This window comes from Stenotrophomonas sp. GD04024 (assembly GCF_029837545.1).
Classification (GTDB): domain Bacteria; phylum Pseudomonadota; class Gammaproteobacteria; order Xanthomonadales; family Xanthomonadaceae; genus Stenotrophomonas; species Stenotrophomonas forensis.
Map to the genome: position 1 here is coordinate 48,483 of NZ_JAOEDV010000010.1, position 25,862 is coordinate 74,344.

Annotated in this window: 16 protein-coding genes, 6 tRNA genes and 1 other RNA gene; 16 read left to right on the forward strand and 7 right to left on the reverse strand. The window is 66.5% G+C overall.

Annotation, left to right across the window (positions count from 1 at the left end; translation table 11 throughout):
* Positions 1-4 precede the first annotated feature (4 nt).
* The 6 genes from N7590_RS05245 (at position 5) to N7590_RS05270 (ending at position 2,792) form a co-directional block, all read left to right on the forward strand.
* Positions 5-79 (forward strand) — tRNA-Val (locus N7590_RS05245).
* Between the two features lie 26 nt (positions 80-105).
* Positions 106-182 (forward strand) — tRNA-Asp (locus tag N7590_RS05250).
* An 83-nt stretch (positions 183-265) separates the two neighbouring features.
* Positions 266-342 (forward strand) — tRNA-Asp (locus tag N7590_RS05255).
* A gap of 87 nt (positions 343-429) precedes the next feature.
* Positions 430-506: transfer RNA gene (locus N7590_RS05260), tRNA-Asp, on the forward strand.
* A 106-nt stretch (positions 507-612) separates the two neighbouring features.
* Positions 613-689 (forward strand) — tRNA-Asp (locus N7590_RS05265).
* A 147-nt stretch (positions 690-836) separates the two neighbouring features.
* Positions 837-2,792, forward strand: a complete 1,956-nt coding sequence (locus N7590_RS05270; RefSeq protein ID WP_164241318.1) for a peptidyl-prolyl cis-trans isomerase — start codon at positions 837-839, stop codon at positions 2,790-2,792.
* A 218-nt stretch (positions 2,793-3,010) separates the two neighbouring features.
* Here the strand turns inward: N7590_RS05270 and N7590_RS05275 are convergent, their stop codons facing one another.
* Positions 3,011-4,210, reverse strand: coding sequence for a lytic transglycosylase domain-containing protein (locus N7590_RS05275; protein WP_053512060.1), 1,200 nt, complete (start codon positions 4,208-4,210; stop codon positions 3,011-3,013).
* Positions 4,207-4,971, reverse strand: coding sequence for a hydroxyacylglutathione hydrolase (gene gloB / locus N7590_RS05280; protein ID WP_053448921.1), 765 nt, complete (start codon positions 4,969-4,971; stop codon positions 4,207-4,209). The genes N7590_RS05275 and gloB overlap by 4 nt, the downstream gene beginning before the upstream one ends.
* A gap of 11 nt (positions 4,972-4,982) precedes the next feature.
* Here gloB and N7590_RS05285 point away from each other — a divergent pair, with 11 nt between their 5' ends.
* From N7590_RS05285 to dnaQ, 3 genes are read left to right on the forward strand one after another with little or no spacing between them, the layout of a single operon-like run.
* Positions 4,983-5,627 (forward strand): hypothetical protein, encoded by a 645-nt coding sequence (locus N7590_RS05285; protein WP_053448922.1) that lies wholly within the window; start codon positions 4,983-4,985, stop codon positions 5,625-5,627.
* A gap of 12 nt (positions 5,628-5,639) precedes the next feature.
* A complete protein-coding gene (rnhA, locus tag N7590_RS05290) occupies positions 5,640-6,092 on the forward strand; it encodes a ribonuclease HI (protein ID WP_014036151.1) in 453 nt (150 codons plus the stop codon).
* Between the two features lie 4 nt (positions 6,093-6,096).
* Positions 6,097-6,828 carry a DNA polymerase III subunit epsilon gene (dnaQ, locus tag N7590_RS05295; protein WP_053448923.1) on the forward strand — a complete coding sequence of 244 codons (732 nt, stop codon included), beginning with the start codon at positions 6,097-6,099 and terminating at the stop codon, positions 6,826-6,828.
* Positions 6,829-6,893: 65 nt separating this feature from the next.
* On the opposite strand, the gene N7590_RS05300 is transcribed toward dnaQ, so the two are convergent.
* Positions 6,894-7,598, reverse strand: coding sequence for a protein phosphatase 2C domain-containing protein (locus N7590_RS05300; protein WP_279935218.1), 705 nt, complete (start codon positions 7,596-7,598; stop codon positions 6,894-6,896).
* A 165-nt stretch (positions 7,599-7,763) separates the two neighbouring features.
* Here N7590_RS05300 and N7590_RS05305 point away from each other — a divergent pair.
* Both N7590_RS05305 and N7590_RS05310 read left to right on the forward strand, forming a co-directional pair.
* Positions 7,764-7,854, forward strand: a tRNA-Ser gene (locus tag N7590_RS05305).
* A gap of 306 nt (positions 7,855-8,160) precedes the next feature.
* The gene (locus N7590_RS05310) at positions 8,161-8,565 is read left to right on the forward strand and encodes a DUF6165 family protein (RefSeq protein WP_053448924.1); all 405 of its coding nucleotides are present in this window, start codon (positions 8,161-8,163) and stop codon (positions 8,563-8,565) included.
* Between the two features lie 48 nt (positions 8,566-8,613).
* Here the strand turns inward: N7590_RS05310 and N7590_RS05315 are convergent, their stop codons facing one another.
* Positions 8,614-9,660: a glycosyltransferase family 9 protein gene (locus N7590_RS05315; RefSeq protein ID WP_053511672.1), complete on the reverse strand. Its 1,047-nt coding sequence runs from the start codon at positions 9,658-9,660 to the stop codon at positions 8,614-8,616.
* Positions 9,661-9,680: 20 nt separating this feature from the next.
* On the opposite strand from N7590_RS05315, the gene N7590_RS05320 reads away from it, so the two are divergent.
* The 3 genes from N7590_RS05320 to N7590_RS05330 are packed head-to-tail and all read left to right on the forward strand — an operon-like array spanning position 9,681 to position 11,583.
* Positions 9,681-10,430 (forward strand): 3-deoxy-D-manno-octulosonic acid kinase, encoded by a 750-nt coding sequence (locus N7590_RS05320; RefSeq protein ID WP_053448926.1) that lies wholly within the window; start codon positions 9,681-9,683, stop codon positions 10,428-10,430.
* Entirely contained in the window at positions 10,430-11,197 is a 768-nt protein-coding gene (locus N7590_RS05325) for an MBL fold metallo-hydrolase (RefSeq protein ID WP_164240590.1), read from the forward strand. Before N7590_RS05320 ends, N7590_RS05325 begins: the two co-directional genes overlap by 1 nt.
* The gene (locus N7590_RS05330; RefSeq protein WP_164240588.1) at positions 11,194-11,583 is read left to right on the forward strand and encodes a nuclear transport factor 2 family protein; all 390 of its coding nucleotides are present in this window, start codon (positions 11,194-11,196) and stop codon (positions 11,581-11,583) included. Before N7590_RS05325 ends, N7590_RS05330 begins: the two co-directional genes overlap by 4 nt.
* 75 nt (positions 11,584-11,658) lie before the next feature.
* Here the strand turns inward: N7590_RS05330 and ffs are convergent.
* An RNA gene (gene ffs / locus N7590_RS05335) (signal recognition particle sRNA small type) lies at positions 11,659-11,755 on the reverse strand.
* Positions 11,756-12,055: 300 nt separating this feature from the next.
* Between ffs and sugE the strand changes: the two genes are divergently transcribed.
* On the forward strand, positions 12,056-12,373 hold the full coding sequence (gene sugE / locus N7590_RS05340) for a quaternary ammonium compound efflux SMR transporter SugE (protein ID WP_053511669.1): 318 nt from the start codon (positions 12,056-12,058) through the stop codon (positions 12,371-12,373).
* A 366-nt stretch (positions 12,374-12,739) separates the two neighbouring features.
* Positions 12,740-23,647 carry an autotransporter-associated beta strand repeat-containing protein gene (locus tag N7590_RS05345; RefSeq protein WP_279935219.1) on the forward strand — a complete coding sequence of 3,636 codons (10,908 nt, stop codon included), beginning with the start codon at positions 12,740-12,742 and terminating at the stop codon, positions 23,645-23,647.
* A 57-nt stretch (positions 23,648-23,704) separates the two neighbouring features.
* On the opposite strand, the gene N7590_RS05350 is transcribed toward N7590_RS05345, so the two are convergent.
* Together N7590_RS05350 and N7590_RS05355 are read right to left on the reverse strand one after the other, a co-directional pair.
* Positions 23,705-24,148, reverse strand: coding sequence for a GNAT family N-acetyltransferase (locus tag N7590_RS05350; protein WP_164240586.1), 444 nt, complete (start codon positions 24,146-24,148; stop codon positions 23,705-23,707).
* Between the two features lie 82 nt (positions 24,149-24,230).
* Positions 24,231-25,352: a DUF3667 domain-containing protein gene (locus tag N7590_RS05355; RefSeq protein ID WP_164240584.1), complete on the reverse strand. Its 1,122-nt coding sequence runs from the start codon at positions 25,350-25,352 to the stop codon at positions 24,231-24,233.
* Positions 25,353-25,862 lie beyond the last annotated feature (510 nt).

Below are 25,862 nucleotides of genomic sequence, written 5' to 3' on the forward strand. Positions count from 1 at the left end.
GCTGGGGTGCTTAGCTCAGCGGTAGAGCGTCTCCTTTACACGGAGAGGGTCGGGGGTTCGAAACCCTCAGCACCCACCACAGCACCGCGGTAAAAGTTTGAGTGTGGAGCGGTAGTTCAGCTGGTTAGAATGCTGGCCTGTCACGCCGGAGGTCGCGGGTTCGAGTCCCGTCCGCTCCGCCATTCAACGAGGCCTCCGGCCAAAAGCTGGAGGCTTTGTTTTCTTCCCGGTCCAGGCCGGCGGAAAACAGGAAAGGTAACAACGCGGAGCGGTAGTTCAGCTGGTTAGAATGCTGGCCTGTCACGCCGGAGGTCGCGGGTTCGAGTCCCGTCCGCTCCGCCATTACAACGAGGCCCCCGGTCTGAAGCCGGGGGCCTTGTCTTCTCCCCGGAAGGTTCGGGAAGAAGGCAAAAAGGTTTTTGCAAGAACGGAGCGGTAGTTCAGCTGGTTAGAATGCTGGCCTGTCACGCCGGAGGTCGCGGGTTCGAGTCCCGTCCGCTCCGCCATTGCAGAATTCTTAAGTCCCTGTGAAAAAACTTTGAAAAAAGTGTTCATCGGGCTGGGTTTCCAGAGAGTCTTCGGATATACTGGGCACCTGCAAAGTTTCAGCGCGGAGCGGTAGTTCAGCTGGTTAGAATGCTGGCCTGTCACGCCGGAGGTCGCGGGTTCGAGTCCCGTCCGCTCCGCCAACTCTAAAAGCCCTCGGCACACGCCGGGGGCTTTTTCTTTGTGCGCTCGCGAAGAGGCGCGCAGGCCGCGCCGGTGCTGCTTTTGGTCCCTGCGGCGAAGCGGGTTACACTGCCGGGCTCGCCAATCAGGCCTTGTGATTCCTCACCATGCTGCAGAAACTCCGCGACAAGACCTCAGGCTGGATCGTCACCGTGATCCTGGGGCTGCTGATGATTCCGTTCCTGTTCGTGATCGACAACAGCTACCTTGGTGGCGTTGGCGCTCAGAACGTGGCCAAGGTTTCCGCACCTCCGACCTGGTGGCGTTCGGCGCCGTCGTGGTGGCCGGTGCGCATGCTGTGGCAGCACCACGAGATCAGCGCGCAGGATTTCCGCACCCGTTTCGAGCAGGAACGCATGCGCGAGCGCCAGCAGCAGGGCGAGAACTTCGACCCGCGCGCGTTCGAAAGCACCGAAAACAAGCTGGCCGTGCTCGACCAGCTGATCGACGAGCAGGTCGTGCGCCTGGTGGGTGAGCAGGCCGGTGTCGTGATCGGCGATGGTGCCGTGCGCGAGTACATCGCCACCATCCCGGCCTTCCTCGATTCGAACGGCAAGTTCAACGAGAACAACTATCGCCTGGCGCTGGCCGGTGGCAATCCGCCGCGTACCCCGACCCAGTTCCAGGAACTGGTGCGTGAGAGCCTGCAGCAGTCGGTGATTCCGTCGGGCCTGCAGAACTCCGGTTTCGTCACCCAGTCCGAGACCGAGCGCCTGCTGAAGCTGCTGGGCGAGACCCGTGACGTCGAGCTGGCCGCGCTGCCGGAAGTGCCGGCCGATACCGCGCCCGTCACCGATGCGCAGATCAAGCAGTGGTATGACAGCCACGGCAAGGATTTCCGCCAGGCCGAGAGCGTCTCGCTGGAGTATGTCGAGATCAACGGCGGCAACCTGCCGGCACCGGCCGCGGCCGACGAAGCGACCCTGCGCAAGCGCTATGAGGACGAGAAGGCGAAGTTCACCTCGCCGGAGCAGCGCCAGGCCGCCCACATCCTGATCACCGGCGACGGTGCCGAAGCCAAGGCCAACAAGATTGCCGCCGAAGCCAAGGCCGCCGGCGCCGACTTCGCCGCGCTGGCCAAGGCCAACTCGGAAGATCCGGGCTCGAAGGCGCAGGGCGGTGACCTGGGTTGGGTCGAGCGTGGCGCGATGGTCAAGCCGTTCGAAGACGCACTGTTCGCCGCCAAGGCCGGCGACGTGATCGGCCCGGTCAAGACCGACTTCGGCTACCACATCATCAAGGTGGCCGCTGTGCGCGGTGGCCAGGGCAAGTCGTTCGAGGAAGTGCGTGACACGCTGGCCGCCGAGCAGCTGAAGGCCGATGGTGAGCGCGGCTTCAACGAGCTGGCTGGCCGCCTGGTCGACGCCATCAACAAGAGCCCGAGCGATCTGGCGGCTGCAGCCAAGGAAGTGAACCTGCCGCTGCAGACCCTGGGCCCGATCACCCGCGCCACCGCCAGCGGCATCGCCGCTGATCCGGCGGTGCTGCGCGCCGCCTTCTCCGACGTGCTGGTACAGGATGGCACCGCCAGCGACCCGATCGCCCTGGGCGGCGCCAGCAACCACAGTGTGGTCATCCGCGTCTCCGCGCATACGCCGGAGCAGGCGATGCCGCTGGACAAGGCCCGCGAGCAGGTGATTGCCGCGATCCGCGCCGATCGCCAGCGCCAGGCCAGCGACAAGGCTGCTGACGCCGTGCTGGCCAAGCTGAAGGGCGGCGCCACCCTGCAGTCGCTGGCAGCCAGCGAGAAGCTGCAGCTGAGCCCGATGCCGGGCCTGCCGCGCAGCCAGCCGGTGCCGACCCCGGACATCCACCGCGCGATCTTCAGTGCGCCGGCGCCGGTCAATGGCAAGCCGAGCTACGGCAAGGTTGACGTGAACGGCCACGCGCTGCTGTTCGCGGTGAACAAGATCAACCCGGGCGACATCAAGGAAGTGACCGCCGAGCAGCAGAAGCAGCTGAAGGACCAGCTGAGCCAGATCGATGGCATGGCGGCAGCCAAGGCCTACGTCGAGGCCATGCGCAAGAAGTTCGTGGTCCAGACCACCGAAGCCAACCTGTAAGCCCCGCGGCGAGCAGGAACGAAAAGGCCCGGCATTGCCGGGCCTTTTTTGTGGAGCCGGTTGGCGCCGAACTTGCTCGACCGCCTTTTGTAGAGTCGAGCTTGCTCGACTGGATACACAAAAACAGTCGAGCAAGCTCGACTCTACGGGCGATGTATCGAGGGCAAGAAAAAAGCCGAGCATGGGCTCGGCTCCAGGGGCAGTGCCTGGCTGGCGCGTCAGTCTTCGACGCGCAGCACCGCACCGGGCTTCAGCACGCTGCTGCCGCTCAGGCCGTTGAGCGAGAGCAGGGCCTTCACCGGCATGCCGTAGCGACGGGCGATGGTCCAGGCCGACTCGCCATCACGTACGGTGTGGCGACGGCTGCGCGGGCGGTCGGCGATTGCGGCAACGGTCTTGGCGACCGTCGGCGTGGGCACAGCAGTGGCCGCCGGGACCGCGCTGGCGACCAGCGCGGTCGCCGCCTCCGTGACCGTCGCATTGGCGGCCGAGACAGGAGCCAGCACGCGGGTCGTGCCGGAAGCGCGGCCGCCCGATGCCAGCGCGGGGTTGAGCCGGGCGATCTTCGCCGGGTCCAGGGCGCGCTGTGCGGCCCACTGCTGGACGCTGGTGCCGGCCGGCAGGGTGTGGTCCTTCAGCACCGGCACGGTGCGGTCCAGAGAGGCCATCACGCCGGGCTGGTCTTCCACGTCTTCCAGCACGCAGGCCAGGGCATGCAGCTTCTCGACGTAGGCATGGGTGACCGGGGACAGGCCCGGCAATGCCGAGGGCTTGGCGTTCTGCGCATTCATGCCGGCCTTGCGCATGGACTGCAGCACGCGGTACTCGCCGGCGTTGTAGGCCATGGTGGCCAAGCGCCAGTCGCCGCCGAACATGCCGTGCAGGGTCTTCAGGTAGCGCACCGCGGCCTGGGTCGAATCGACTGCCGACAGGCGGCCGTCATAGCCGTTGGCCATCGGCACGCGATGGTTGCGCGCGGTGGTGGCGATGAACTGCCACAGGCCGGTCGGGCCACTGCCATTGCGGGCATTGGGCCGGTAGCCGCTTTCCACGAACGGAATCAGTGCGAATTCGGTCGGCAGGTTGGCCTTGCGCAGTTCTTCGACCACGTAGCCGAACAACACCAGTGCATCATCATCCTGGTTGGCCAGGCGCGAGGGGGCGTGGGCGAACTGCTTCTGCCAGCGCGGGCTGGTGGCCTCGGCGTCACAGCGGGGTTCGGCCAGGCCGTCGCGGAAGCTGGTGAAGATTTCCTGGCCATTGCGTACCGAGGCGGCCGGCAGCGTGGACGGATCCAGCGGCAGCGCCGCGGCAGCGGTCAGGTTCTGGCTGATGCCGGCGCCCAGCGACTGCGCGCCCGCGGTTCCGGCCAGCCCCAGGGCAAGGCCCAGGGCCAGCGGCAGACTTCGGCGCATCATGCGCGAAAGCCGTCTTTCCAGTGCCGGAGACCGGCCATCACGTCGACGTCGTCCACGACGTCACGGCCCAGGTGTGCCGATACCGACGCACGAATCGGCGTCGCGTGCACACGCAGGAAGGGATTGCAGTCGAATTCGTTGGCCAGAGTTACCGGCAGGGTGGAACGGTCATCGCGGCGCATGGCCAAAGCCTCCTCTTGGCGCTGCCACAGGGCAGCGTTGGCGGGGTCGACATGCCGCGCGAAGACGGCATTTGACACGGTGTACTCATGAGCGCAACAAAGCAGCAGTTGCGCGGGCAAGGCACCCAGCTTGCGCATCGATGCCAGAAGCTGGGACGGCGTACCTTCGAACAGTCGTCCACAGCCCAGGCTGAACAACGAATCTCCGCTGAAAAGATGTTCAGCAGTGTGAAACGCGATGTGGCTGCGGGTATGCCCGGGCACGGATAGTACGTGGAACATCCGGCCCAGTGCCTGAACGCGTTCACCTTCGCCGACCCGTTCGGTGGCCGTGGGGATGCGCTCCTCGACGGGGGCGATCACCCGCACGCCGGGAAAACGGGCCTGCAGCGCGGGCACGCCACCAATGTGGTCGTCGTGGTGGTGGGTGAGCAGGATCGTGTCCACGCGCAGGCCCTGATCGGCCAGCGCGAGCACCGGCGCAGCATCGCCGGGGTCGACGACCACGGCGGCGCCATCGTCGTCGATCAGCGTCCAGATGTAGTTATCCGCAAATGCGGGCAGGGCAGTCAGTCGCATAGAATTGGACCATGCCCGCGCTGCAGAGCACCCGTCAAGCGAGCCAGACCCCGTGGTTCGACAGTGAACCGGCGGCGGCGTTGCGCGTGCTGGAGCGGCAATTGCTGCTGCCGCAGCTGTCGGTGTTGCCGTCCCAGCCCTGGTTGTGGATCGCGCCGAGTGCGGCCTGGCTGGACGACGCACAGCTGGGGGGGCGCGGCCTGCGACTGCACCGGCACGGCCACGGCTATGCCGGCGATACCCGCTGCGCGTTGCCGCTGCCGCTGGCCAACGAGAGCGTCAATGCGATCGTGCTGCAGCATGTCACCGCCGCCGATGCCGACCTGCTGCTCGACGAGTGCGAGCGCGTGCTGATGCCGGGCGGCCACCTGTGGCTGAGCAGCCTCAATCCGTTCAGCCCGTACCGCACGCGCTGGCGCCAGCATGGGCTGGTGGTGCGTACGCCGCAGCGGATCCGCCTGCTGCTCGGCCGGCATGGGCTGGAATGCGACGATATGCGTTACCTCGGCCCGCTCTGGCGCGGCGCCGGCAGCCGCCGCCCGGGCGGTTGGGCGCCGCTGCGCGCGGCCTGCCTGTTCCATGCGGAAAAACGCACGCTGGCCCTGCCCGGGCCGAAACCGTTGCCGGTGCGTTGGCACGGCACCGTTGCTACCTGATCTGGAGTTGTATTGAAAACCATCGAAATCCACACCGACGGATCCTGCCTTGGCAATCCAGGTCCTGGCGGCTGGGCCGCGCTGCTGCGCTACAAGGGCCATGAGCGCGAACTGAGTGGCGGCGAAGCGCATACCACCAACAACCGGATGGAGCTGATGGCGGCCATTTCCGGGCTGGAGACGCTGACCGAGCCCTGCAACATCGTGCTCTACACCGACTCGCAGTACGTGCGGCAGGGCCTGACCCAGTGGATGCCGGGCTGGATCCGCAAGAACTGGAAGACCGCTGGCGGCGACCCGGTGAAGAACCGCGAGCTGTGGGAGCGACTGCATGCGGCCACGCTGCGGCACCAGATCGACTGGCGCTGGGTGAAAGGCCACTCCGGCGATCCGGACAATGAGCGGGTGGATACCCTGGCGCGCAACGCGGCCATCCAGATCCGCGACTCCAGCCCGGTAAACTGAGCCCATGCGTCAGATCATCCTCGATACCGAAACCACCGGCCTGGAGTGGAAGAAGGGCAACCGCATCGTCGAAATCGGCTGCGTGGAGCTGTTCAAGCGCCGCCCGACCGGCAACAACTATCACCAGTACATCAAGCCGGACTGCGAGTTCGAACAGGGCGCGCAGGAAGTCACCGGGCTGACCCTGGAGTTCCTCGACGACAAGCCCGGTTTCGCGCAGATCGCCGACGAGTTCCTGGCCTTCATCGATGGCGCCGAGCTGATCATCCACAACGCGGCATTCGACCTGGGCTTCCTCGACAACGAGCTGTCGCTGCTGGGGCCGCAGTACGGGAAGATCACCGACCGCTGCACGGTGATCGATACCCTGGTGATGGCGCGCGAGCGCTTCCCGGGCCAGCGCAACTCGCTGGATGCACTGTGCAAGCGGCTGGGCGTGGACAACTCGCACCGCGCATTGCACGGCGGCCTGCTCGATGCGCAGATCCTGGGCGATGTCTACATTGCGCTGACCTCGGGCCAGGAAGAGATCGGCTTCGGCCTGGGCGATGAGGACGGCGGTGGCGCAGGTGCAGCGCTGCAGGCGTTCGATACCAGCAAACTGCTGCCGCGCCCGCGGGTGATGGCGACGCCATCGGAACTGGAGGCGCACGCTGCGCGCCTGGAACGGCTGCGCAAGAAGGCCGGCCACGCGCTGTGGGATGGCCCGAAGCTGGAAGAACCCGCCAGCGCGTAACGCGCGGCGGTAGTGCCGGCCGCTGGCCGGCATCGCCCCATCCACGCACGGCGTGGATCTACGGGCTAATGGCAGCGCACCAGGATCACGCTGATGTTGTCGCGGCCGCCGCCATCGAGCGCGGCGGCGACCAGCGTGTCCACGCATTCCTGCGCGCTGGCGTCCTCGAACGCCAGGGTGCGGGCGATGCCGCGGTCGTCCACTTCCTCGGTGAGGCCGTCACTGCACAGCAGCAGCTGCATGCCCGGGCGAAGCTCACCGCTGGTGGTGGCCACGTTCAGATGCGCCGGATCGGTCACGCCCAGGGCCTGGGTGACCACGTTGCGATGCGGATGCGCGCGCGCCTGTTCGGCGGTCAGGTTGCCCTGCGCGACCAGTTCCTGCACCACGCTGTGATCCTGGCTGAGCTGGGCCAGCTGGCCATCGCGCCACAGGTAGGCACGGCTGTCGCCCACCCACGCCACTTCATAGCGGTTGCCCTGCACGCGCGCGGCAACGACGGTGGTACCCATCGGCAGGGTGTCGTTGCGCCGCCGCGAGGCGCGGATGATTTCTTCGTCGGCGGTGCGGATGGCCTGAACCAGCGGCGCGCCGCAGCGGATTTCGCGCACGATGGTTTCGCGCGCCAGCGCACTGGCTACTTCACCGCAGGCATGCCCGCCCATGCCATCGGCCACCAGCCACAGGGCCAGCTCAGTGTCACCGTAGTAGGTGTCCTCGTTGAGCTCGCGGCGCATGCCGGGGTGGGTGAGGTGTCCGAATTCGATCATGGTGGGCAGGGGCGGGGTAATGCTGGGGAGACGGGCATCATCGGGCGGCTGCAGGCATCCGGCAAGGCGTGCGCTCAGGAAATTTTCACTTCATTGGCCGCAATGACTTGTCGTCGGCCTCACTTCCTCGTATGATGCGCGTCCCCGGTCCGCCGGGGACCACCCGGAGAGGTGGCAGAGTGGTTGAATGTACCTGACTCGAAATCAGGCAGGCGTTTATAGCGCCTCGGGGGTTCGAATCCCCCCCTCTCCGCCAGATAAAGAAAAAGGGCTGCCGAAAGGCGGCCCTTTTTCTTTATCTGGCGTGGGACGCGCCGCGCTCTGCACGTCGCCCCACACGTTGCTGCGCAACCTGTGGGCCCCTCCCTTTGCCTGCCTCTCCCCGCCCCTGTCGGGGCAGCCCCTCAACAGAGGGGCTTGTTCCTCCAGATGCATCGGTAGATCCACCCCATGCGTGGAGGCTGTTCCTGCCGAGCTGAACCATCCACGCATGGCGTGGATCTACCCATTCCGTCGCGAGCTGCGGGTTAAACTGCCTGCATCAACTGCTGGAGCTTTCCCCATGACCGCTGAAATCCTCGTGCCCGTTTCCTTTGGCGAGCTGCTGGACAAGATCTCGATCCTGCAGATCAAGTCCGAGCGCATTGGCGACGAGGCCAAGCTGGCCAATGTGCGCAAGGAGCTGTCGGCGCTGGAGAAGACCTGGATGGCACACCCGGCGGCGGTGAAGGACGTCGCCAAGCTGCGCGCCGACCTGAAGGAGGTCAACGAGCAGCTGTGGGACATCGAGGACGACATCCGGCTGAAGGAGAAGGCGCAGGCGTTCGACCAGGGCTTCATCGACCTGGCGCGCAGCGTCTACCTGCGCAACGACGAGCGCGCGCGTATCAAGAAGGCGATCAACCTGGCGCTCGGTTCGGCCTACGTGGAAGAGAAGTCCTACCAGGATTACGCGCAGCGCGCGTAATCCCGGCCAAGGGGGCAGATCCACGCCATGCGTGGATGGGCCTGCCACTCACCCCAGGTGGTCGGCGACGTAGCGCTCGAAGGCGGCGATGCCGTCTTCGACGGTGATCAGTTCCATCACATCATCGAACTCGATCTTGGTGCCCCACTTCAGATCGGCGGCCTGCTTGGCGAGGTACTTGCGCGCAGCGTCGTCGTAGCGATCCACGCAGTAACGGCGGTCCGAGTACGGGCCGCTGCGGTTCGGGTTGCTGGCCGCGTGCAGGCCCAGCACCTTCGCGCCCATCGCGTTGGCGATGTGCATGGGGCCCGAATCCGGCGTCATCACCAGGTTGGCGCGGGCGAGCAGGGCGGGCAACTGCTTGAGCGTGTCCTTGCCGACCAGGTCCAGTGCCGGTGTGTGCAGCTGCGCCTGGATCGCGTCGGCCATGCTGCGCTCCAGCTCGCTGCGGCCTCCGCACAGCACCACCTGCCAGCCGCGCTGCGTCGCATGGTTGGCTACCGCAGCGTAGCGGTCGGCGTACCAGTTGCGGCGCACGTGGCTGGAACACGGCGAGATCATCAGCACCGGGCGGCCATCGTCCTGCCACTGTGCGGCGGCCCACTCATGGGCAGACTGCGGCACGGCCAGGTCCCAGCTGACCTCGGTCTGGCGCAGGCCCAGCGGCTCGCAGAAGCTGCCAATGGCATCGAGCACGTGGATGCCAGGACGGTCGGGGATGCGCTCGTTGATGAAGAGCCCATGCAGATCCTTGGAACGGCTGCGGTCGTAGCCGATGCGGCGTTCGGCGGGAATGAAGGCCGACAGCAGGTTGGCCCGGAACGCGACCTGCATCTGCAGCAGCGCTTCGAAGCGTCCTGGCGGCAGTTGCCTGCGCAGTTCCTTGACGCCGGCCATGCCGCTCTTCTTGTCGTAGGCATGGAAGGTGACGCCGGGCAGGCCATCGAGCAGCTTCTGGCCGACCTTGTCGATGATCCAGTGAATCGGCGTGTCCGGACGCGCAGCCTGCAGCGTGCGCACCAAGGGCACCACGTGGGTGACATCGCCGAGTGCGGACAGGCGCAGGAGGCACAAGGAGGAGGACGCTGATGCCATGTGTTGTTAGACTCAATGAAATGGTCGCATTCGACGCCAATGAAGCGCTGACGCCATGCCGCGAGGGTCGCGGCATCGGGGCCATTCTGTTCGACCGCGAGCGGCTGCGGCAAGCCGAGATCGGCCTGTTCTCGCCCCAGCATTGGGGCAGCAGGGCCCGCCCGGTGGGTGAAGGCGGTCGTGGCAGCGCCTGGTTCATCGATGCGCCGTTCGGCGCCAGCGTGCTGCGCCACTACCTGCGCGGCGGCATGGCGGCCAGGATCAGCCACGACCAGTACCTCTGGCGCGGCGCGGACCGCACCCGCAGCTTTGCCGAGTTCCGGCTGATGCGCGCGCTGCGCGAGAAGAAGCTGCCGGTGCCCCGGCCACTGGCAGCCTTCTACATGCGCGAGGGCCTGCGCTACCGGGCCGCGATCCTGATGGAGCGGATCGAGGGCGTCCGCTCGCTGGCCGACCGCGCGCTGGTCGCCGGCCGGGGCGCACCGTGGGAGGAGACCGGGCGGCTGATCGCCCGCTTCCACCGTGCCGGCCTGGACCATGCCGACCTCAACGCGCACAACATCCTGTTCGATGGCAGCGGGCACGGCTGGTTGATCGACTTCGACCGCGGGGTGATCCGCATCCCGGCCACTGCCTGGCGTGAACGCAATCTCAAGCGACTGCTGCGCTCGCTGATCAAGCTGCGCGGCGAGCGCAGCGTGGAAGACGTGCAGAAGGATTACGCGCGGCTGCGCCGCGCCTATGACATGGCCTGGAACCGGGGCACCTGATGGACTGGTCGTTGCGTTTCCTTGGCGTCGGCAATGCGTCGGCGGTCGAGCTGGGGTCGCCGATGTCGGTGATCGAGCGCGATGGCCGTCCGTGGCTGACCATCGATTGCGGCGGTGAAGGCCTGACCGCGTTCAAGGCGCACTACGGGCACATGCCGCAGGCACTGTTCGTCACCCATGTGCACCTGGACCACGTGGCCGGCTTCGAACGGTTGTTCGTGGACACCTTCTTCAACGCGCACCGGCGCGGCAAGGTGCGCCTGTATGTGCCCGCCACGGTGGTGCCGCTGCTGCACAAACGCATCGGCGACTACCCGAACGTGCTGGCCGAGGGCGGTGCCAACTTCTGGGATGCCTTCCAGCTGGTCGTGGTGGGTGAGGCGTTCTGGCACGAAGGCGTGCGCCTGGAGGCGTTCCCGGTGCGCCACCACTGGCCGGAGACGGCCTATGGCCTGCGCCTGCAGGGCGCGCTGACCTGGAGTGGCGATACCCGGCCGATTCCGGAGATGCTGGCCCGCTACGCCAATGACAAAGAACTGATCGCCCACGACTGCGGCCTGCACGGCAATCCGTCGCATACCGGCGTGGACGACCTGGAGCGCGAGTACAGCGCGGAGCTTCAGGCGCGGATGATGCTCTACCACTACGCCAGCGTGGCCGATGGCCAGGCGCTGGCCGCGCGCGGGCACCGCGTGGCGCAGCCGGGGCAGTGCGTGCCGCTGGCCAATCCCACTGCGCCGCACGTGCTGGCCCAGGACCCGCCGTGAGCGGTGCCGACCAGCCCGCTGATGCGGTGCTGGCCGCAGAACTGGAGGCGCTGGAACGCGCGCTGCATGCGCCGCAGGTGCGGGGTGATCGCGAGTCCCTTGCGGCCCTGCTGGACGAGGATTTCAGCGAGATCGGCAGTTCCGGCCAGTGCTACGGCCGTGACGCTGCGCTGGCGGAGATTCCGCTGGAGCGTGAGCAGGTGCTGATCGAGTCGGAGCAGTACGCGGTGTGGCTGTTGGCCAAGGATCTGGCCCAGGTGCGCTACCGCAGCCGCTATCACCTCGATGGCCAGGCGCAACGCTGGGTGCTGCGCAGCTCGCTGTGGCGCCGGCACGGGCAACGGTGGCGCGTGGTGTTCCATCAGGGCACGCCGGAAGCGCAGTAGCGCGGGCCATGCCCGGCGAGGAGCGCCAACCAAGTTTGGCATCCAACAGAGTGGGCAGCGCCCGAAAAGGCGATGGCCCCGCCGGCTGACCTCGGCGCCCGCGTCGATCGATACCGTTGCTGCCTTCCGGCCCTGGCGGAGTTTTCGACCTAGCGTCGCGAGGGGCCGACGGGGCCACCATAGAGACGTTGGCCGCCCGGTGGGCGGCCAGTTCACGGATCAGGGGAAGCAGCGCGCGATGCGCCGGAGACCACAGCCGGACTGCACATCAGCTGGCTGATGGCAGACGCGCATTCTAGCGCAGGCAGGCCCATCGGCGCCAGCTTCACGCACTGAATCGGCTGTAACCCGTTCCCGGCAACGGCGGGCGGGGCGCACCCCCGTTGCTAGAATGCCGGCCAGGAGGAACGACCTCCCCCACATCGGGACCCAATGACCAGGACGGCCTGGCCCTACCAAGAGGAGGGCCGTCATGGCCTGGATCCATCTGTTGTTCGCCGGCCTGCTGGAAATCGTCTGGGCCGTGTCCATGAAGCAATCCGAAGGCTTCACCCGGCTCACCCCGACTGTGGTCACGATCGTCGGCATGATCGCCAGTTTCTGGCTGCTGGCGATCGCCATGCGCAGCCTGCCGCTGGGCACCGCTTATACAATCTGGACCGGCATCGGTGCGGTCGGTGCGTTCGTGGTCGGCATCGTGTTTCTTGGCGAACAGGTCAGCCCGATGCGGATCGGCGCAGCGGTGCTTATCGTTTCTGGCCTGGTTTTGATGAAACTCTCCAGTAGCTGAGAGTTTATCCGGGCGGTTATATGCGCGCTCAGGATGTTTGCCGTGAATAGGGAATGTGCATTTTCGGCAAAATAAATTCATTCACGTATTTTATTTGACGCACGTCATGAAAATAATGTGGGTGATTCACGCGGCACTGTCGGCGCCCGTCGCACAGTGCCGCCATTCGTCGAGCGGAATCGGGGAGTTTTCGCTCCGACGGATACGCTGACGCGTCGTCTTCGCTGCGCGCCCGCGTGAAGATGTGAAGATTTTCAGAAGTTAATGCCGCCAGGCCTTGTTCCCCCATCGGGAGCCGGGATGCGCCGCATCGTCTTCAAAAAACCTGCCCGCAGTGCCATCCGGTCTTTTCATGGAGATTTACCGATGAACCGCATTTACCGTCTGGTTTTCAATCGCGCCCTTGGCGTAATGCAGGTTGCATCGGAGGTCGCTCAGAATCCCGGCGGAAGTGCGGTTACCGCGAAGCGGCCACCGCGACTGCGGGCGCATCAGCTGGCGGTCGCACTGGCGGCCACGCTGGCCAGCGGTTCGGCCTTCGCAGCGTGCAGTACCGCAGGTACCACGGTGACCTGCGCGACCGGCTCCAATACCAATTCGCTGGCCAACAGCATCAATGGCGTGACGCTGGATATCCAGACCGGTGCAGTGCTCAGCGTGCCGCCGATCGTTGGCGGCAGTGCGGTGAACCTGAGCGGTAACGGCATTACAGTGAGCAACCAGGGCACGGTCGATCCCACCATCAATGGTGGCCTGAGCCTGGCGGCGGCGGGCATGGTGCTGGGCAACAACACGGCCGGCGGAAACACCATCAACGTCAACAACCAGGCGGGCGGGGCGATCAAGGGCCTGGTCAATATCGGTTCCATCCTTGGTTTCGGCGGACAGGCGCTGGTGGTGCAGAACGCTTCCGGCGGTGTCAGCAACATCGTCAACGCCGGCAATGTGGACATGTCCATCTTTGGCGCAGGCCTGTTGACCACAGCCGATGCGGCGTCGATCGTCAGCTACGGTGGCGCGCAGACCAACCTCAACAACACCGGTACCATCACCGGTCGCATCGGGTTCCAGGGGTCAGCCACAACGGGGGCCGGCAACACCTTGCTCAATGCGGGCATCATCAACGGCAGTGTGAACCTGGGCAGTTCGGTCAGCGGCAATACCTTCACCGCCGTGTCGGGTTCCAGCGTCAACACCGCAGGCATCGGCGTGGCCGGACAGGTCGGCGCGCTTGCGGTGAATCTGGCGGCCGCCGGCATCGTCGACGGCGGTTCGGCGTCCAACAACAGTCTGGTGCTGCAGAACAGCGCGACCGGAACCGGCAGCGGTACCGGTGGGGCGGTGACCACGCTGGGCTGGAACCAGTACATCAACTTCCAGAGGCTCACTGTCAACAGCGGTACCTGGAACCTGCAGGGGGCGTGGGCGGGCGCAGGTACGACCACGCTCAATGATGGCTTGGTCAACTTCAACAGCAACACCTCATTCGGTACCGGCCTGTTCACCGTCACTGGTGGTTCGATTGCGGCGAGCGGTGCGGGGCTGTCGCTGGGCAACAATTTCACCCTCAATGGCGGGCTGACCCTGGGCGGTGCCCAGGGCTTCGGCCTGGGGGGGCTGTTGTCCGGTACCGGCGGGCTGACGGTCAACAACACCGGCATCGTCACCCTGGGCGCCGCGAACCTGTTCAGCGGTGGCGTCAACCTCAATGCCGGCGGCCTGGTGCTGGGCAATGCCGGCGCGCTCGGCAGCGGCAGCCTGACCGTCGGTGGCAGCGCCTCGCTGGATACGACGGCCGGCTTCAACCTGGCCAACAACCTGGTGATCAATGGTGGCGGCGCGCTGAACCTGCTGGGCAGCAATGCGTTGTCATTGAACGGCTCGATCTCCGGTGCCGGCAATCTGACCAAGAACGGTGCAGGCACTCTGACCTTGAACGGCGCCAATTCGCTGACCGGCAATTTCAACCTGGCCGGAGGCGCGTTGGCACTGGGCGCGGGCGGCTCCCTGTCGCCCACCGGCGCGATCACGGTCGGCGTCGGCACCAGCCTTGACCTGTCTGCAGCGGGCAACCAGACCATCGGCTCGCTGGCTGGGCTCGGCGGCTCGGTCAACCTCGGCAGCCGCACGCTCACGCTCGGCGGGCTGGGCAATACCAGCTACAGCGGCACCTTCGCCGCAGGCACGGGTGGCCTGGTCAAGCTCGGCTCCGGCGTGCAGACCCTGTCAGGCGTCAACAACCTCAGTGGCGGCGTGGCGCTCAACGCCGGTGGCCTGTTGCTGGGCAACGCGGCTGCGCTGGGCAGCGGTGCGCTCAGCGTCGGCGGCAACGTGACGCTGGATGGCACCACGGGCGCGCTTGCGCTCGCCAACACGGTCAATCTGGGGGCGGGCAGCATCCTCAACCTGACCGGCAACCAGGCGCTGACGTTCAACGGCGTGATCGGTGGGACCGGCAGCCTGGTCAAGAATGGTGCCACCACCCTGACCCTCAACAACGCCAACACCTTCAGTGGTGGGCTGTCACTTGCTGCCGGTGGCCTGGTGCTCGGCAATGCCGGTGCGCTCGGAACCGGCGCACTGAACGTCGGCGGTGCGGTGACGCTGGATGCAGGCTCTGCGCTGAGCGTGGGCAATGGCATCAACCTTGGCGTGGGCGGGCTGCTGAATGTGCTGGGCAGCAATGCGCTGACCCTGGGCGGTTCCATCGGTGGTACCGGCAGCCTGGTCAAGAACGGAGCGGCCACGCTGACGCTGGGTGGTGCGAATACCTTCACCGGTGGCCTGGCGATCAACGCGGGCAAGGTGGCGGTGGGCAGCGGCGGAAGCCTGGCCGCCGGCGGTGCGGTCAGCCTGGCCGGTGCCGGCGCGGACCTGGATATCTCGGCCGGAGGCAACCAGACCATCGGTGCGTTGTCCGGCATTGCCGGCAGCACCGTGACCCTGGGCGGCAGCACGCTCACCTTCGGTGATGCCACCAACCAGACGTTCGCCGGGGTGATCGGTGGCACCGGCGGCCTGGTCAAGCAGGGAACCGGCACGCAGACGCTGAGCGGCGTCAATACGTTCAGTGGTGGCCTGAACCTGGCCGCGGGCGGCCTGCTGCTGGGCAACAACAGTGCAATCGGCAGTGGCGCGTTGACCGTCAGCGGAAACGGTACGCTCGATGGCTCGGCCGCACTGAACCTCGGCAACGCCATCAACCTGGGTGCGGCGCTGACCTTGCCGGGCAGCCAGAACCTCACGTTGGGCGGCAATATCACCGGCACCGGCAGCCTGACCAAGAACGGTGCCTCGCTGCTGACCTTGAATGGCACCAACACCTTCAGCGGTGGCCTGACGCTCAACGCTGGCAGCCTGCTGCTCGGCAACAGTGGCGCACTTGGCAGTGGCGTGTTGAATGTGGGAGGCAGCGCGTCGCTGGACGGCAGCGCGGCGCTGAACCTGGCCAACAACGTGACCCTCGGCAGCGGGGCGGTGTTGTCACTGCCGGGTTCGCAGGCGATCACGCTCGGCGGGGTGGTTTCCGGTGCGGGCGGCCTGGTCAAGAACGGCGCCAGCACGCTCACGCTCAATGGTGCCAATGCATTCACGGGTGGCCTGGTGCTCAATGGCGGTGGCCTGATGCTGGGCAATGCCGGCGCGCTTGGAACCGGACTTCTTGCAGTCGGTGCAAACGCCACACTCGACAGCTCGGTGGCCTTGAACCTGGCCAATGCAATCGATCTCGATGCCGGCGCGCAGTTGAGCCTGATCAGCAACCAGAACACTGCCCTGGGCGGCCTGATCACGGGCACCGGCGGCCTGATCAAGACCGGAACCGGCGTGCTCTCGTTGAACAACAGCAATCTCTTCAGCGGTGGCCTTGCGTTGAATGCAGGTGGCCTGTCGGTCGGCGCCAACGGCGCGCTCGGCACGGGAGCGTTGAACATCGGCGGCAACGTTTCGCTGGATGCCGGCGCTGCGGTGACGTTGGCCAATGCAGTGAACCTGGGCGCCAACACGCTGACCCTGCCGGGCAGCAACAACCTGACACTGACCGGTGTGGTGGGCGGCACCGGTGGCCTGATCAAGAACGGTGCCTCGACGCTGACGCTGTCCGGAGCCAACACCTTCGTGGGCGGAGCCACGGTCAACGCCGGTACGCTCGCACTCGGAGCCGGCGGCAGCCTCGCCGCAGGCGGCGCCGTGGATCTTGCCGGTGCGGGTGCAACCCTGGATATCTCCGCGGCGGGCGCCAACCAGACCATCGGCGCGTTGAACGGCGTGGCCGGCAGCCAGGTTGCGCTGGGTACGCAGTCACTCACCTTCGGCGGCGCCAGCAATGGCAGCTTTGCCGGCGTCATCGATGGCAGCGGCGGACTGGTCAAGACCGGCACCGGCGTGCAGACGCTGTCCGGCGCGAATACCTTCGGCGGCGGTGTCGCACTGAATGCCGGTGGCCTGGTTCTTGGCAACGCGGGGGCGCTGGGAGCCGGGGCGCTGGCGATTGGAGGCACCACCACGCTGGACAACACGGTGGCGGTGAACCTGGCCAATGCAGTGAACTTCGGCAACGGCACGCAGCTGACGCTGGGCGGCAGCAATGACGTCACTCTGGGCGGCGTCGTGGCGGGCAACGGCAGCCTGGTCAAGAACGGCGCCGGCCTGCTTACCCTCAACAACACCAATACCTTCGGCGGTGGCCTGACCTTGAACGGTGGTGGGCTGGTGGTCGGCGCCAACGGCGCACTGGGCGGTGGCGCTCTGGCGGTGAATGCCAGCACCACGCTGGATGCAGGTGCCGGCGTCAGCCTGGGCAATGCGATCAACCTGGCCTCGGGTGTTGCGCTGACCCTGCCGGGCAGCAACACGCTGACATTGTCGGGGGTGATCGATGGCAACGGCAGCCTGGTCAAGAACGGTGCCACCACGCTGACGCTGTCCGCTGCCAACACCTATACCGGCGGTACCACCATCAATGACGGCACGCTGGCACTGGGCCTGGGCGGCAGCCTTGCCGCGGCGGGGGATGTCACCCTGGGCAACGCCGGTGCCGCTTTCGATATCTCCGGTGCGGGCGGCAGCCAGACCATCGGCGCGCTCAATGGCGTGGGTGGAACCACGCTGGCGCTGGGGGGCAATTCGTTGACCTTCGGCACCGCCAGCAACGCCGCCTTCGGTGGCGTGATCAGTGGCAGCGGCGGCCTGGTGAAGGTGGGTGCAGGCGTACAGACCCTGTCCGGCGCCAACACCTTCGGTGGTGGCGTGACACTCAATGCCGGCGGCCTGGTGCTGGGCAACGACGCCGCGCTGGGTACCGGTACGCTCACTGTCGGCGGTGCGTCGACGCTGGACACCACCGGGCTGGCCACGCTGGCCAACAACATCGCGCTCAATGCCGGGCTGACCGTGCTCGGTACCAACGCATTGACCCTCAATGGCGTTCTGTCCGGTGCGGGCAGCCTGACCAAGGAGGGCGGCGCGACGCTGACCTTGAACGGCGCCAACACCTACACCGGTGGCACCAACATCAACGCCGGTACGCTGGCGCTGGGTGCCAATGCCAGCCTGTCGGCAACCGGCACGGTCAACCTCGCCACCGGCGCCACGCTGGACCTCTCTGCGGGCAACGGCACGCAGCAGTTCGGCACCCTGATCGGCAACGGCACGATCAACCTCGGCGCCAATGCGATCGAGGTGGGTGGGGCGACCAATGGCACCTTCAGCGGTTCGATCACCGGTACCGGTGGCCTGACCAAGGTCGGTGCCGGCACTGAAACCCTGACCGGAACCAACACCTACACCGGCGGCACGCTGATCAATGCCGGTACGCTGGCGATCGGCCCGGGTGGCAGCCTGGCGGCAACCGGTGCGGTGACGCTTGCTGCACCGGGGACCGGCTTCGACATCTCGACATCCGGCGCCGACCAGACCATTGGTTCGCTGGCCGGGGTAGCGGGCTCCAGCGTGAGCCTGGGCGCGCAGTCGCTGATTCTCGGCGGGGTGGCCAACAGCGTGTTCGACGGTGCGATTTCAGGCACCGGCGGCCTGGTCAAGAACGGAGCTGGCGTCCTGAGCCTGGGCGGCACCAATCTGTTCAGTGGTGGCATTGCACTCAATGGCGGCGGCCTGGTGGTCGGCAACAACGCTGCGCTCGGCAGCGGCGCGCTGACCGTGGGCGGCAACGCGACGCTGGATGCATCGACAGGCGTCAACCTGGCCAACAACATCGGGATCGCAGCGGGTGTCAATCTGGATCTGCTGGGCAGCAACGCGCTGACGCTGGGCGGTGTGATTTCCGGTAGCGGCGGCCTGATCAAGAACGGTGCGGCGACCGTGACCCTGACCGGTGCGAATACCTACACCGGAGGCACCACCATCAACAGCGGCACGCTGGCCATCGGTGCTGGTGGCAGCCTGGCGTCGACCGGTGCGGTGAACCTGGCAGGTACCGGTACCCTGGATATCTCTGCGGGCAACCAGACCATCGGTTCGCTGGCCGGCGTGGCAGGCAGCACGGTGGCACTCGGTGGCAGCACGCTGAGCCTGGGCGGCACTGTGGACAGCACCTTCAACGGCGCGATCAGCGGCAACGGTGGCCTGATCAAGAACGGTGCAGGCGTGCAGACGCTCAATGGCGCGAGCACCTTCAATGGTGGCGTAACGCTCAATGCCGGTGGCCTGGTGCTCGGCAACGACGCTGCGCTGGGCACCGGCGCGGTAACGGTGGGTGGCAGTGCCACGCTCGATTCGAACACCGCAGTGACGCTGGCCAACAACTTCATCCTCAACAGCGGGCTGACCGTACTGGGCAGCAACAACCTCACCTTCAACGGCAACCTGAGTGGCGCCGGCTCGCTGACCAAGGAGGGCGCCGCGACGCTGACCTTGAACGGCACCAACAGCTACACCGGAGGCACCTTCATCAATGCCGGTACGCTGGCGTTGGGCGCAGGCGCGAGCCTGCATGCCGGTGGCATCGTCAACCTGGCCTCGGGCGCGACCTTCGATCTGTCGGCCGGCAACGGCACGCAGACCTTCGGCACCCTGATCGGCAACGGCACGGTGAACCTGGGCGCCAATACGCTGACGATCGGTGATGCCAGCAACGGCACGTTCAGCGGTTCGATCGGCGGCACAGGCGGCCTGGTCAAGGAAGGCAGCGGCACCGAGACCCTGACCGGCACCAACACCTTCACCGGTGGCACCACCATCAATGCCGGCACGCTGGCGATCGGCGCGGGCGGAAGCCTGGCCGCGACCGGCGCGGTGACCCTGGCCAATGCCGGTACCGCCTTCGACATCAGTGCAGGGGGCGCGCAGTCCATCGGCTCGCTGGCCGGCGTGGCCGGCAGCACGGTGTCGCTGGGTGGCAGCACGCTGACCCTCGGTGGCGTGGGCAACACCACGTTCGCTGGTGACATCACCGGTACCGGCGGCCTGGTCAAGAACGGTGCCGGCGTGCAGACCTTGAGCGGCAACAATACCTTCAGCGGTGGCGTGGCGCTCAACGCCGGTGGCCTTGCCCTGGGCAACAACAACGCGCTGGGAACCGGCACGCTGACGGTGGGCGGAAACACCACGCTGGACGGTACCACGGCATTGACCCTGGCCAATGGCATACAGCTGGCCAGCGGCACGCTGACCTTGCCTGGCAGCAACGCGCTGACCTTGAATGGTGCGATCGGCGGTGCCGGCGGCCTGCTCAAGGATGGTGCCTCGACGGTCACCCTGGGCGGTGCCAGCACCTATACCGGCACCACCACCATCAACAGCGGAACGCTGGCGGTGGCGGCCGGTGGCAGCCTGTCCGGTGCCAGTACGGTCAACCTGGCCGGTACCGGGACACTGGATATCAGCGCCGGCGGCAACCAGAGCGTCGGTGGCCTGGCCGGCGTGACCGGGTCCAGCGTGCTGCTGGGTGGCGCAACCCTGAGCACCGGCGGCAACAACGGCAACACCACGTTCGGCGGTGTGCTCAGTGGCACCGGCGGCCTGGTGCAGGGCGGTACCGGCACGCTTACCCTGACCGGCAGCAATACCTACACCGGTGGCACCACCATCAATGGCGGCAGCACGCTGCAGATCGGCAATGGCGGCACCACCGGGTCGGTACTGGGCGACATCACCAACAATGGCAGCCTGGTCTACAACCTCGGCACCACCGCAACCGTGGGTGGCGTGGTCAGCGGCAGCGGCGGCCTGACCCAGGCCGGCAGCGGCACGCTGGTGCTGACCGGCAACAACACCTACACCGGCGGCACCACCATCAATGCGGGCGGCACGTTGCAGGTCGGCAATGGCGGTGCGACCGGCGCGATCGTCGGTGACATCAGCAACAACGGCGCACTGGTATCCAACGTCGCCGGCAACACCACGCTGGGCGGCACCATCAGTGGCAGTGGCGGCCTGACCCAGGCCGGCAGCGGCACGCTGACCCTGACCGGCAACAACACCTACACCGGCGGTACCACCATCAATACCGGTGGCACGCTGCAGGTGGGCAACGGCGGTGCGACCGGTGCGATCACCGGCAACGTCGCCAACAACGGCAGCCTGGTGTTCGACGTGGCGGGCAACACCACCGTCGGCGGTGCGATCAGTGGCAGTGGCGGCCTGACCCAGGCCGGCAGTGGCGTGCTGACCCTGGTCGGCAACAACACCTACAGCGGCGGCACCACCATCAATGCGGGCGGTACGCTGCAGGTCGGCAACGGCGGTGCCAGCGGTGCGATCACCGGTGATATCACCAACAATGGCGCACTGATCTCCAACGTTGCAGGCAACACCCTGCTGGGCGGCACTATCAGCGGCAGCGGTGGCCTGACCCAGGCGGGCAGCGGCACGCTGGTACTGACCGGTACCAATACCTACACCGGCGGCACCACCATCAATACCGGTGGCACGCTGCAGCTGGGTAACGGCGGAGCAACGGGTTCCATCGTCGGTGACATCACCAACAATGGCTCGCTGGTGTCCGGCGTGGCCGGCAACACCACGCTGGGCGGAACCATCACTGGCAGCGGTGGCCTGACCCAGGCGGGCAGCGGCACGCTGACCCTGACCGGCAACAACACCTATACCGGCCCGACCACCATCAACGCCGGTGGCACGCTGCAGGTGGGCAATGGCGGCGCCACCGGAGCGATCGGCGGCAGCGTCACCAACAACGGCAGCCTGGTGTTCAACGTGGGTGGAAACACCACCGTCGGCGGTGCCATCAGCGGCAGCGGCGGCCTGACCCAGGCCGGCAGCGGCACGGTGACCCTGACCGGCAACAACAGCTATACCGGCGGGACCACGATCAACGCGGGCGGCACGCTGCAGGTTGGCAACGGAGGCGCTAGCGGCGCGATCACCGGCAACGTCACCAACAATGGCAGCCTGGTACTCAACGTCGGCGGCAACACCACCGTCGGCGGCACCATCAGCGGCAGCGGCGGCCTGACCCAGGCCGGCAGCGGCACCGTCACCCTCACCGGCAACAACACCTATACCGGTGGCACCACCATCAATGCCGGTGGCACCGTGCAGGTTGGCAATGGCGGCGCCAGTGGTTCGATCACCGGCAACATCACCAACAACGGCGGCCTGGTCATCAACACGGGGGGCACCACGACACTGGGTGGCAGCATCAGTGGCGGTGGCAGCATCGTGCAGGCCGGCCCGGGCGGCCTGAACCTTGGTGGCAACAGCGGCGGCTTCAGCGGCACCGGCCAGGTCACCGGCGGGGGCCTCAATGTCACCGGCACCATCGGTGGCCAGTGGACCATCGGCAGCGGCACCGGACTGTCCGGCACCGGCACCATCGGCGGTACCGGTGGCGGCGTGACGGTATCCAGCGGCGGCGTGCTGTCGCCGGGCAATGGCCCCGGCAACGGCAGTGGCACCGGCAATGGCGTCGGTACCATCACCATCGGTGGCAACCTGACCCTGTCGCCGGGCAGTACGCTGGGTATCGATCTGGGCGCCACCGGCAGCGACACGGTGCAGGTGGGAGGCAGCGCCAATGTGGGCGGCAGCACCGTGAAGGTGAATACCCTTTCGCCGAGCACCAGCTACCAGCAGGGCCAGCAGTACACGGTGGTCAATGCGGGCGGCGGCGTCAGCGGCCAGTTCGCCGCGGCGACCACGCCGTCGGCCTTCCTGACCATCACCCCGGTCTACACCGCGAACACCGCGAACCTGAAGATCGATGTGGCGCAGACCGCAGCGTTCACCACCGTGGCAAAGACGCGCAACCAGTACAACACGGCTGCGGCGCTGGACAGCCTGCCGCAGAGCGGTCCGGCGCTGGGCCTGTACAACACGCTGTTGATGTACGACGCCGGCACTGCGCGCAGCGCATTCGACCAGCTGTCCGGCGAAGTGCATGCGGCCAGCCGTGCGGTGCTGCTGTATGACAACTACCTGGAAGAGGGCATCCGCCAGCGCCTGGGCAGCGAGTTGCCCACCGTGCGAGGTGAGCGCGCTTCGGCGTGGCTGGCCGGCAGCGGCAAGGTGTTCAAGCAGGATGGCGATGGCAACGGCGACGAGATCCGTTCCAACCGCAATGCGGTGATGGCCGGCGTGGACTGGCAGCTGGGTGAGCACGTGGTGCTGGGCGCGGCCGCAGGCAGCGAGCGACTGGATACACGCCTGTACGATCGCAACTCGCGGGCCCGCCTGCGCGGTACCACCTTCGGCCTGTACGCACAGGGCGAGTGGAACAACGGCTTCGCGGTGGGCGGCAGCGTGTCGCGCGGTGATTACCGCACGCGCACCACCCGTGAGGTGCCGTTGCTGGGCCAGACCCTGCACAGCCGCCAGGATTCGGATGTGACCATCGCCCAGGTGGAGGGCAGCTGGACCTGGACCCACGGCAGGACCCAACTGCAGCCGTACGTGCAGTTCACCAAGCACTGGGTCGACAGCGATCGTGCGACGGAGCAGGGCGGCAGCGCTGCGCTGGTGCTGGAAGGCGGCAAGGACACGCTCAATGTCAGCACGGTGGGCGTGCGGGGCCGCTGGGACGTGGGCAGCGGCGAGCGTTTCCCGGCACAGCTGACCGTCGGCCTGGGGTGGCAGCACGCCTCCGGTGACACCGACGTGGCCAGCCGCAACCGCTTCGCGGTGGGTGGCGATGCCTTCGACGTCTACAGCGCGGTGATGGCGCGCAATGCGCTGGTCAGCCAGGTCGGCGTGGCGGTCGGGTTGGGCCGCAATAGCCAGCTGTCGATGTTCGTGCAGGGCCAGCATGGCGATGGCCGCCGCGATGTCGGCGGGCAGATCAACCTGCGCGTGGGCTTCTGAGGGGAGTAGGCCGGCAATGGATCCACGCACGCCGTGGATCCGGGGCGGGGCGGAGGGCTATACCCTCCGCTCCATCTCCACGGCGTCGATCCCGGCGCCGTGGCCATCGGGCACCACCCGTGTCACGTAGAAGCCGAGGCCGGCATAGAATCCTTGCGTATGCTGGCTGGTGCTGAGCGTGATGTGCGTGATCGACGAGTCCGCTTCGGCCTGGCGCAGGCGTGCCAGCGTCAGTTCGCGGCCGATGCCCTGCCGGTGCAGCGCGCGCTGGACCATGCCCCAGCAGAAGCCGGCGCTGCCATCGCCACGGCGTGTGATGCCGCCGCAGGCGATGACGCTGCTGTCGCGCTCGATGACCTGGAAGGCAAAGTCCACCGCCTGCACGAGCAGGAAGCGTTCGAAATCGCTGCGCTCTTCGGCGGCGAAGAACGTGGGCACGTTGCTGTCGAAGATCGACAGGCAGGCGCTGGCATCCGTGGGGCGGTAGAGCCGGAGTTTCATGCGCCCACGATAGACGATCAGCAGTATCAGAAGATCCACGCCACGCGCGGATACAGGGGTGACACGCCATGCGTGTCTCCCCTCAGGCCGAAATGCCCGCCAGTACCGCGTACATCACCACGAAGGTCACCAGGAACAGGTACACGCCGCCGATGGCGAGGTAGCGCAGTACGGTGAACGCCTTGTTGCCGCCATACACGCGCTGCTGCATCCACAGCAGGTACACCGGAACCGCCAGCCACAGCAGGGCATACAACCATTGGCTGAGCGTGGCGATCGCCGGTGAAGCGAAGGCGTTGCCGATGCCAGCAACGATGAACGTTGCCAGCAGCACCATCATCAGCCAGCAGTGGCTGTAGAGGGCGACCACCAGGTGCTCGAGATAGCCCATCGGTCGACGGAGGTAGGCGATGCGCAGCACCAGTGCGAACACCGGCATCAGGAAGAACAGGGCGCCCGGCAGTGCGGTGAGGATCGCCTGCATGTAGAGATCAGCCTTGCCGCCCATGCGCTTGATGTTGGTGTTGCCGTTCTGCAGGCGCTTGTTGAGCCATCGGTTGGCGAACTGCGGCCAACCGTCGAGGACGATGGGATTGCTGTCCGCATCCCACGGTTTGCCGTTGACGGTGTGATCGAAGAAGGTGCCGTATCCGCCGGTGGTGGTTTCAGCAGGGGCGACGGTGCGGGTGCCCTCGAGCTCTGCCTTGCGCTGTGCGGCGGCGGCGTTCACTGCTGCTCTCGCCATGGTGAAGCCGGCGTTGCCGGTGGCGGGGGAACTGGCCTGCTGCTGGTCGATCAGCGCCAGCTGTTGTGCGCGTGCGGCTTCGACCTGTTCCACGGTGGTGGCCTTGGCGTACACCGAGTCGCGTCCGCCGCCCACACCGAAATCGTCGACGTGTACGAACAGCTTGCCGACGAAGAAGGTGAACAGCGTGAGGATGACGAACAGCCGCAGTGGCTGTACGTATCCCACCCGGCGGCCCTTGAGGTAGTTCAGCGCGATGCGGCCGGGCACCCAGAGGTCGCGCAGCGTGCGGAAGATGCGCCCGTCCAGGTGCCAGAAGGATTCGAACACCTCCTCGATGGCGTGGCCGACATGCTTGAGCGGGTTGTGCGCCGATTGCCCGCAGCGATGGCAGTAATGGCCATGCAGGGCGGTGTCGCAGTTCTCGCAGGCGGCGTGAGCGTGGTCGGTCGAGCTCATGGGCGATGGGCGGCATTGGATGAAGGCGCCTACGATAGCGAATTTTCAGGTTTCGTTCAGTTTTGTTTGAGGCTGCCAAATCAATGTGCGGAAGCGATCAAGCGCATCCACAAATGGCGTGGATCTACTGATGGGTGGAGTGAGAGGATATCCACGCATCGGGACAGCCGTGGCGGGTATCGCCGTGCCTCCGCCGGTGCATGTCACGCATCTGGAGGAACAAGCCCCTCTGTTGAGGGGCTGCCCCGACAGGGGCGGGGAGAGGCAGGCAAAGGGAGGGGCCCAAAGGTTGCGCAGCAACGTTTGGGGCGAAGCGCGCGCAGCGCACTTCGCATCCCGCGCCAGATAACTGAAAAGGGCTGCCCTTTCGGGCAGCCCTTTTCAGTTATCTGGCGGAGAGAGGGACTGCTCGGGCGATGCCCAACGGGGCCCAGCCGATCTCAACCTTTGAAAATTCTAGCACGCGGTTCAGCAACTTAGCTACAGCTGCGTACCAATCGACCCCAACGA

Coding starts and splice junctions, on each gene's coding strand:
- N7590_RS05270 (WP_164241318.1), top strand. CDS start 837: ATGCTGCAGAAACTCCGCGACAAGACCTCAGGCTGGATCGTCACCGTG.
- N7590_RS05275 (WP_053512060.1), bottom strand. CDS start 4,210: ATGATGCGCCGAAGTCTGCCGCTGGCCCTGGGCCTTGCCCTGGGGCTG.
- gloB (WP_053448921.1), bottom strand. CDS start 4,971: ATGCGACTGACTGCCCTGCCCGCATTTGCGGATAACTACATCTGGACG.
- N7590_RS05285 (WP_053448922.1), top strand. CDS start 4,983: ATGCCCGCGCTGCAGAGCACCCGTCAAGCGAGCCAGACCCCGTGGTTC.
- dnaQ (WP_053448923.1), top strand. CDS start 6,097: ATGCGTCAGATCATCCTCGATACCGAAACCACCGGCCTGGAGTGGAAG.
- N7590_RS05300 (WP_279935218.1), bottom strand. CDS start 7,598: ATGATCGAATTCGGACACCTCACCCACCCCGGCATGCGCCGCGAGCTC.
- N7590_RS05310 (WP_053448924.1), top strand. CDS start 8,161: ATGACCGCTGAAATCCTCGTGCCCGTTTCCTTTGGCGAGCTGCTGGAC.
- N7590_RS05315 (WP_053511672.1), bottom strand. CDS start 9,660: ATGGCATCAGCGTCCTCCTCCTTGTGCCTCCTGCGCCTGTCCGCACTC.
- N7590_RS05320 (WP_053448926.1), top strand. CDS start 9,681: ATGGTCGCATTCGACGCCAATGAAGCGCTGACGCCATGCCGCGAGGGT.
- N7590_RS05325 (WP_164240590.1), top strand. CDS start 10,430: ATGGACTGGTCGTTGCGTTTCCTTGGCGTCGGCAATGCGTCGGCGGTC.
- sugE (WP_053511669.1), top strand. CDS start 12,056: ATGGCCTGGATCCATCTGTTGTTCGCCGGCCTGCTGGAAATCGTCTGG.
- N7590_RS05345 (WP_279935219.1), top strand. CDS start 12,740: ATGAACCGCATTTACCGTCTGGTTTTCAATCGCGCCCTTGGCGTAATG.
- N7590_RS05350 (WP_164240586.1), bottom strand. CDS start 24,148: ATGAAACTCCGGCTCTACCGCCCCACGGATGCCAGCGCCTGCCTGTCG.
- N7590_RS05355 (WP_164240584.1), bottom strand. CDS start 25,352: ATGAGCTCGACCGACCACGCTCACGCCGCCTGCGAGAACTGCGACACC.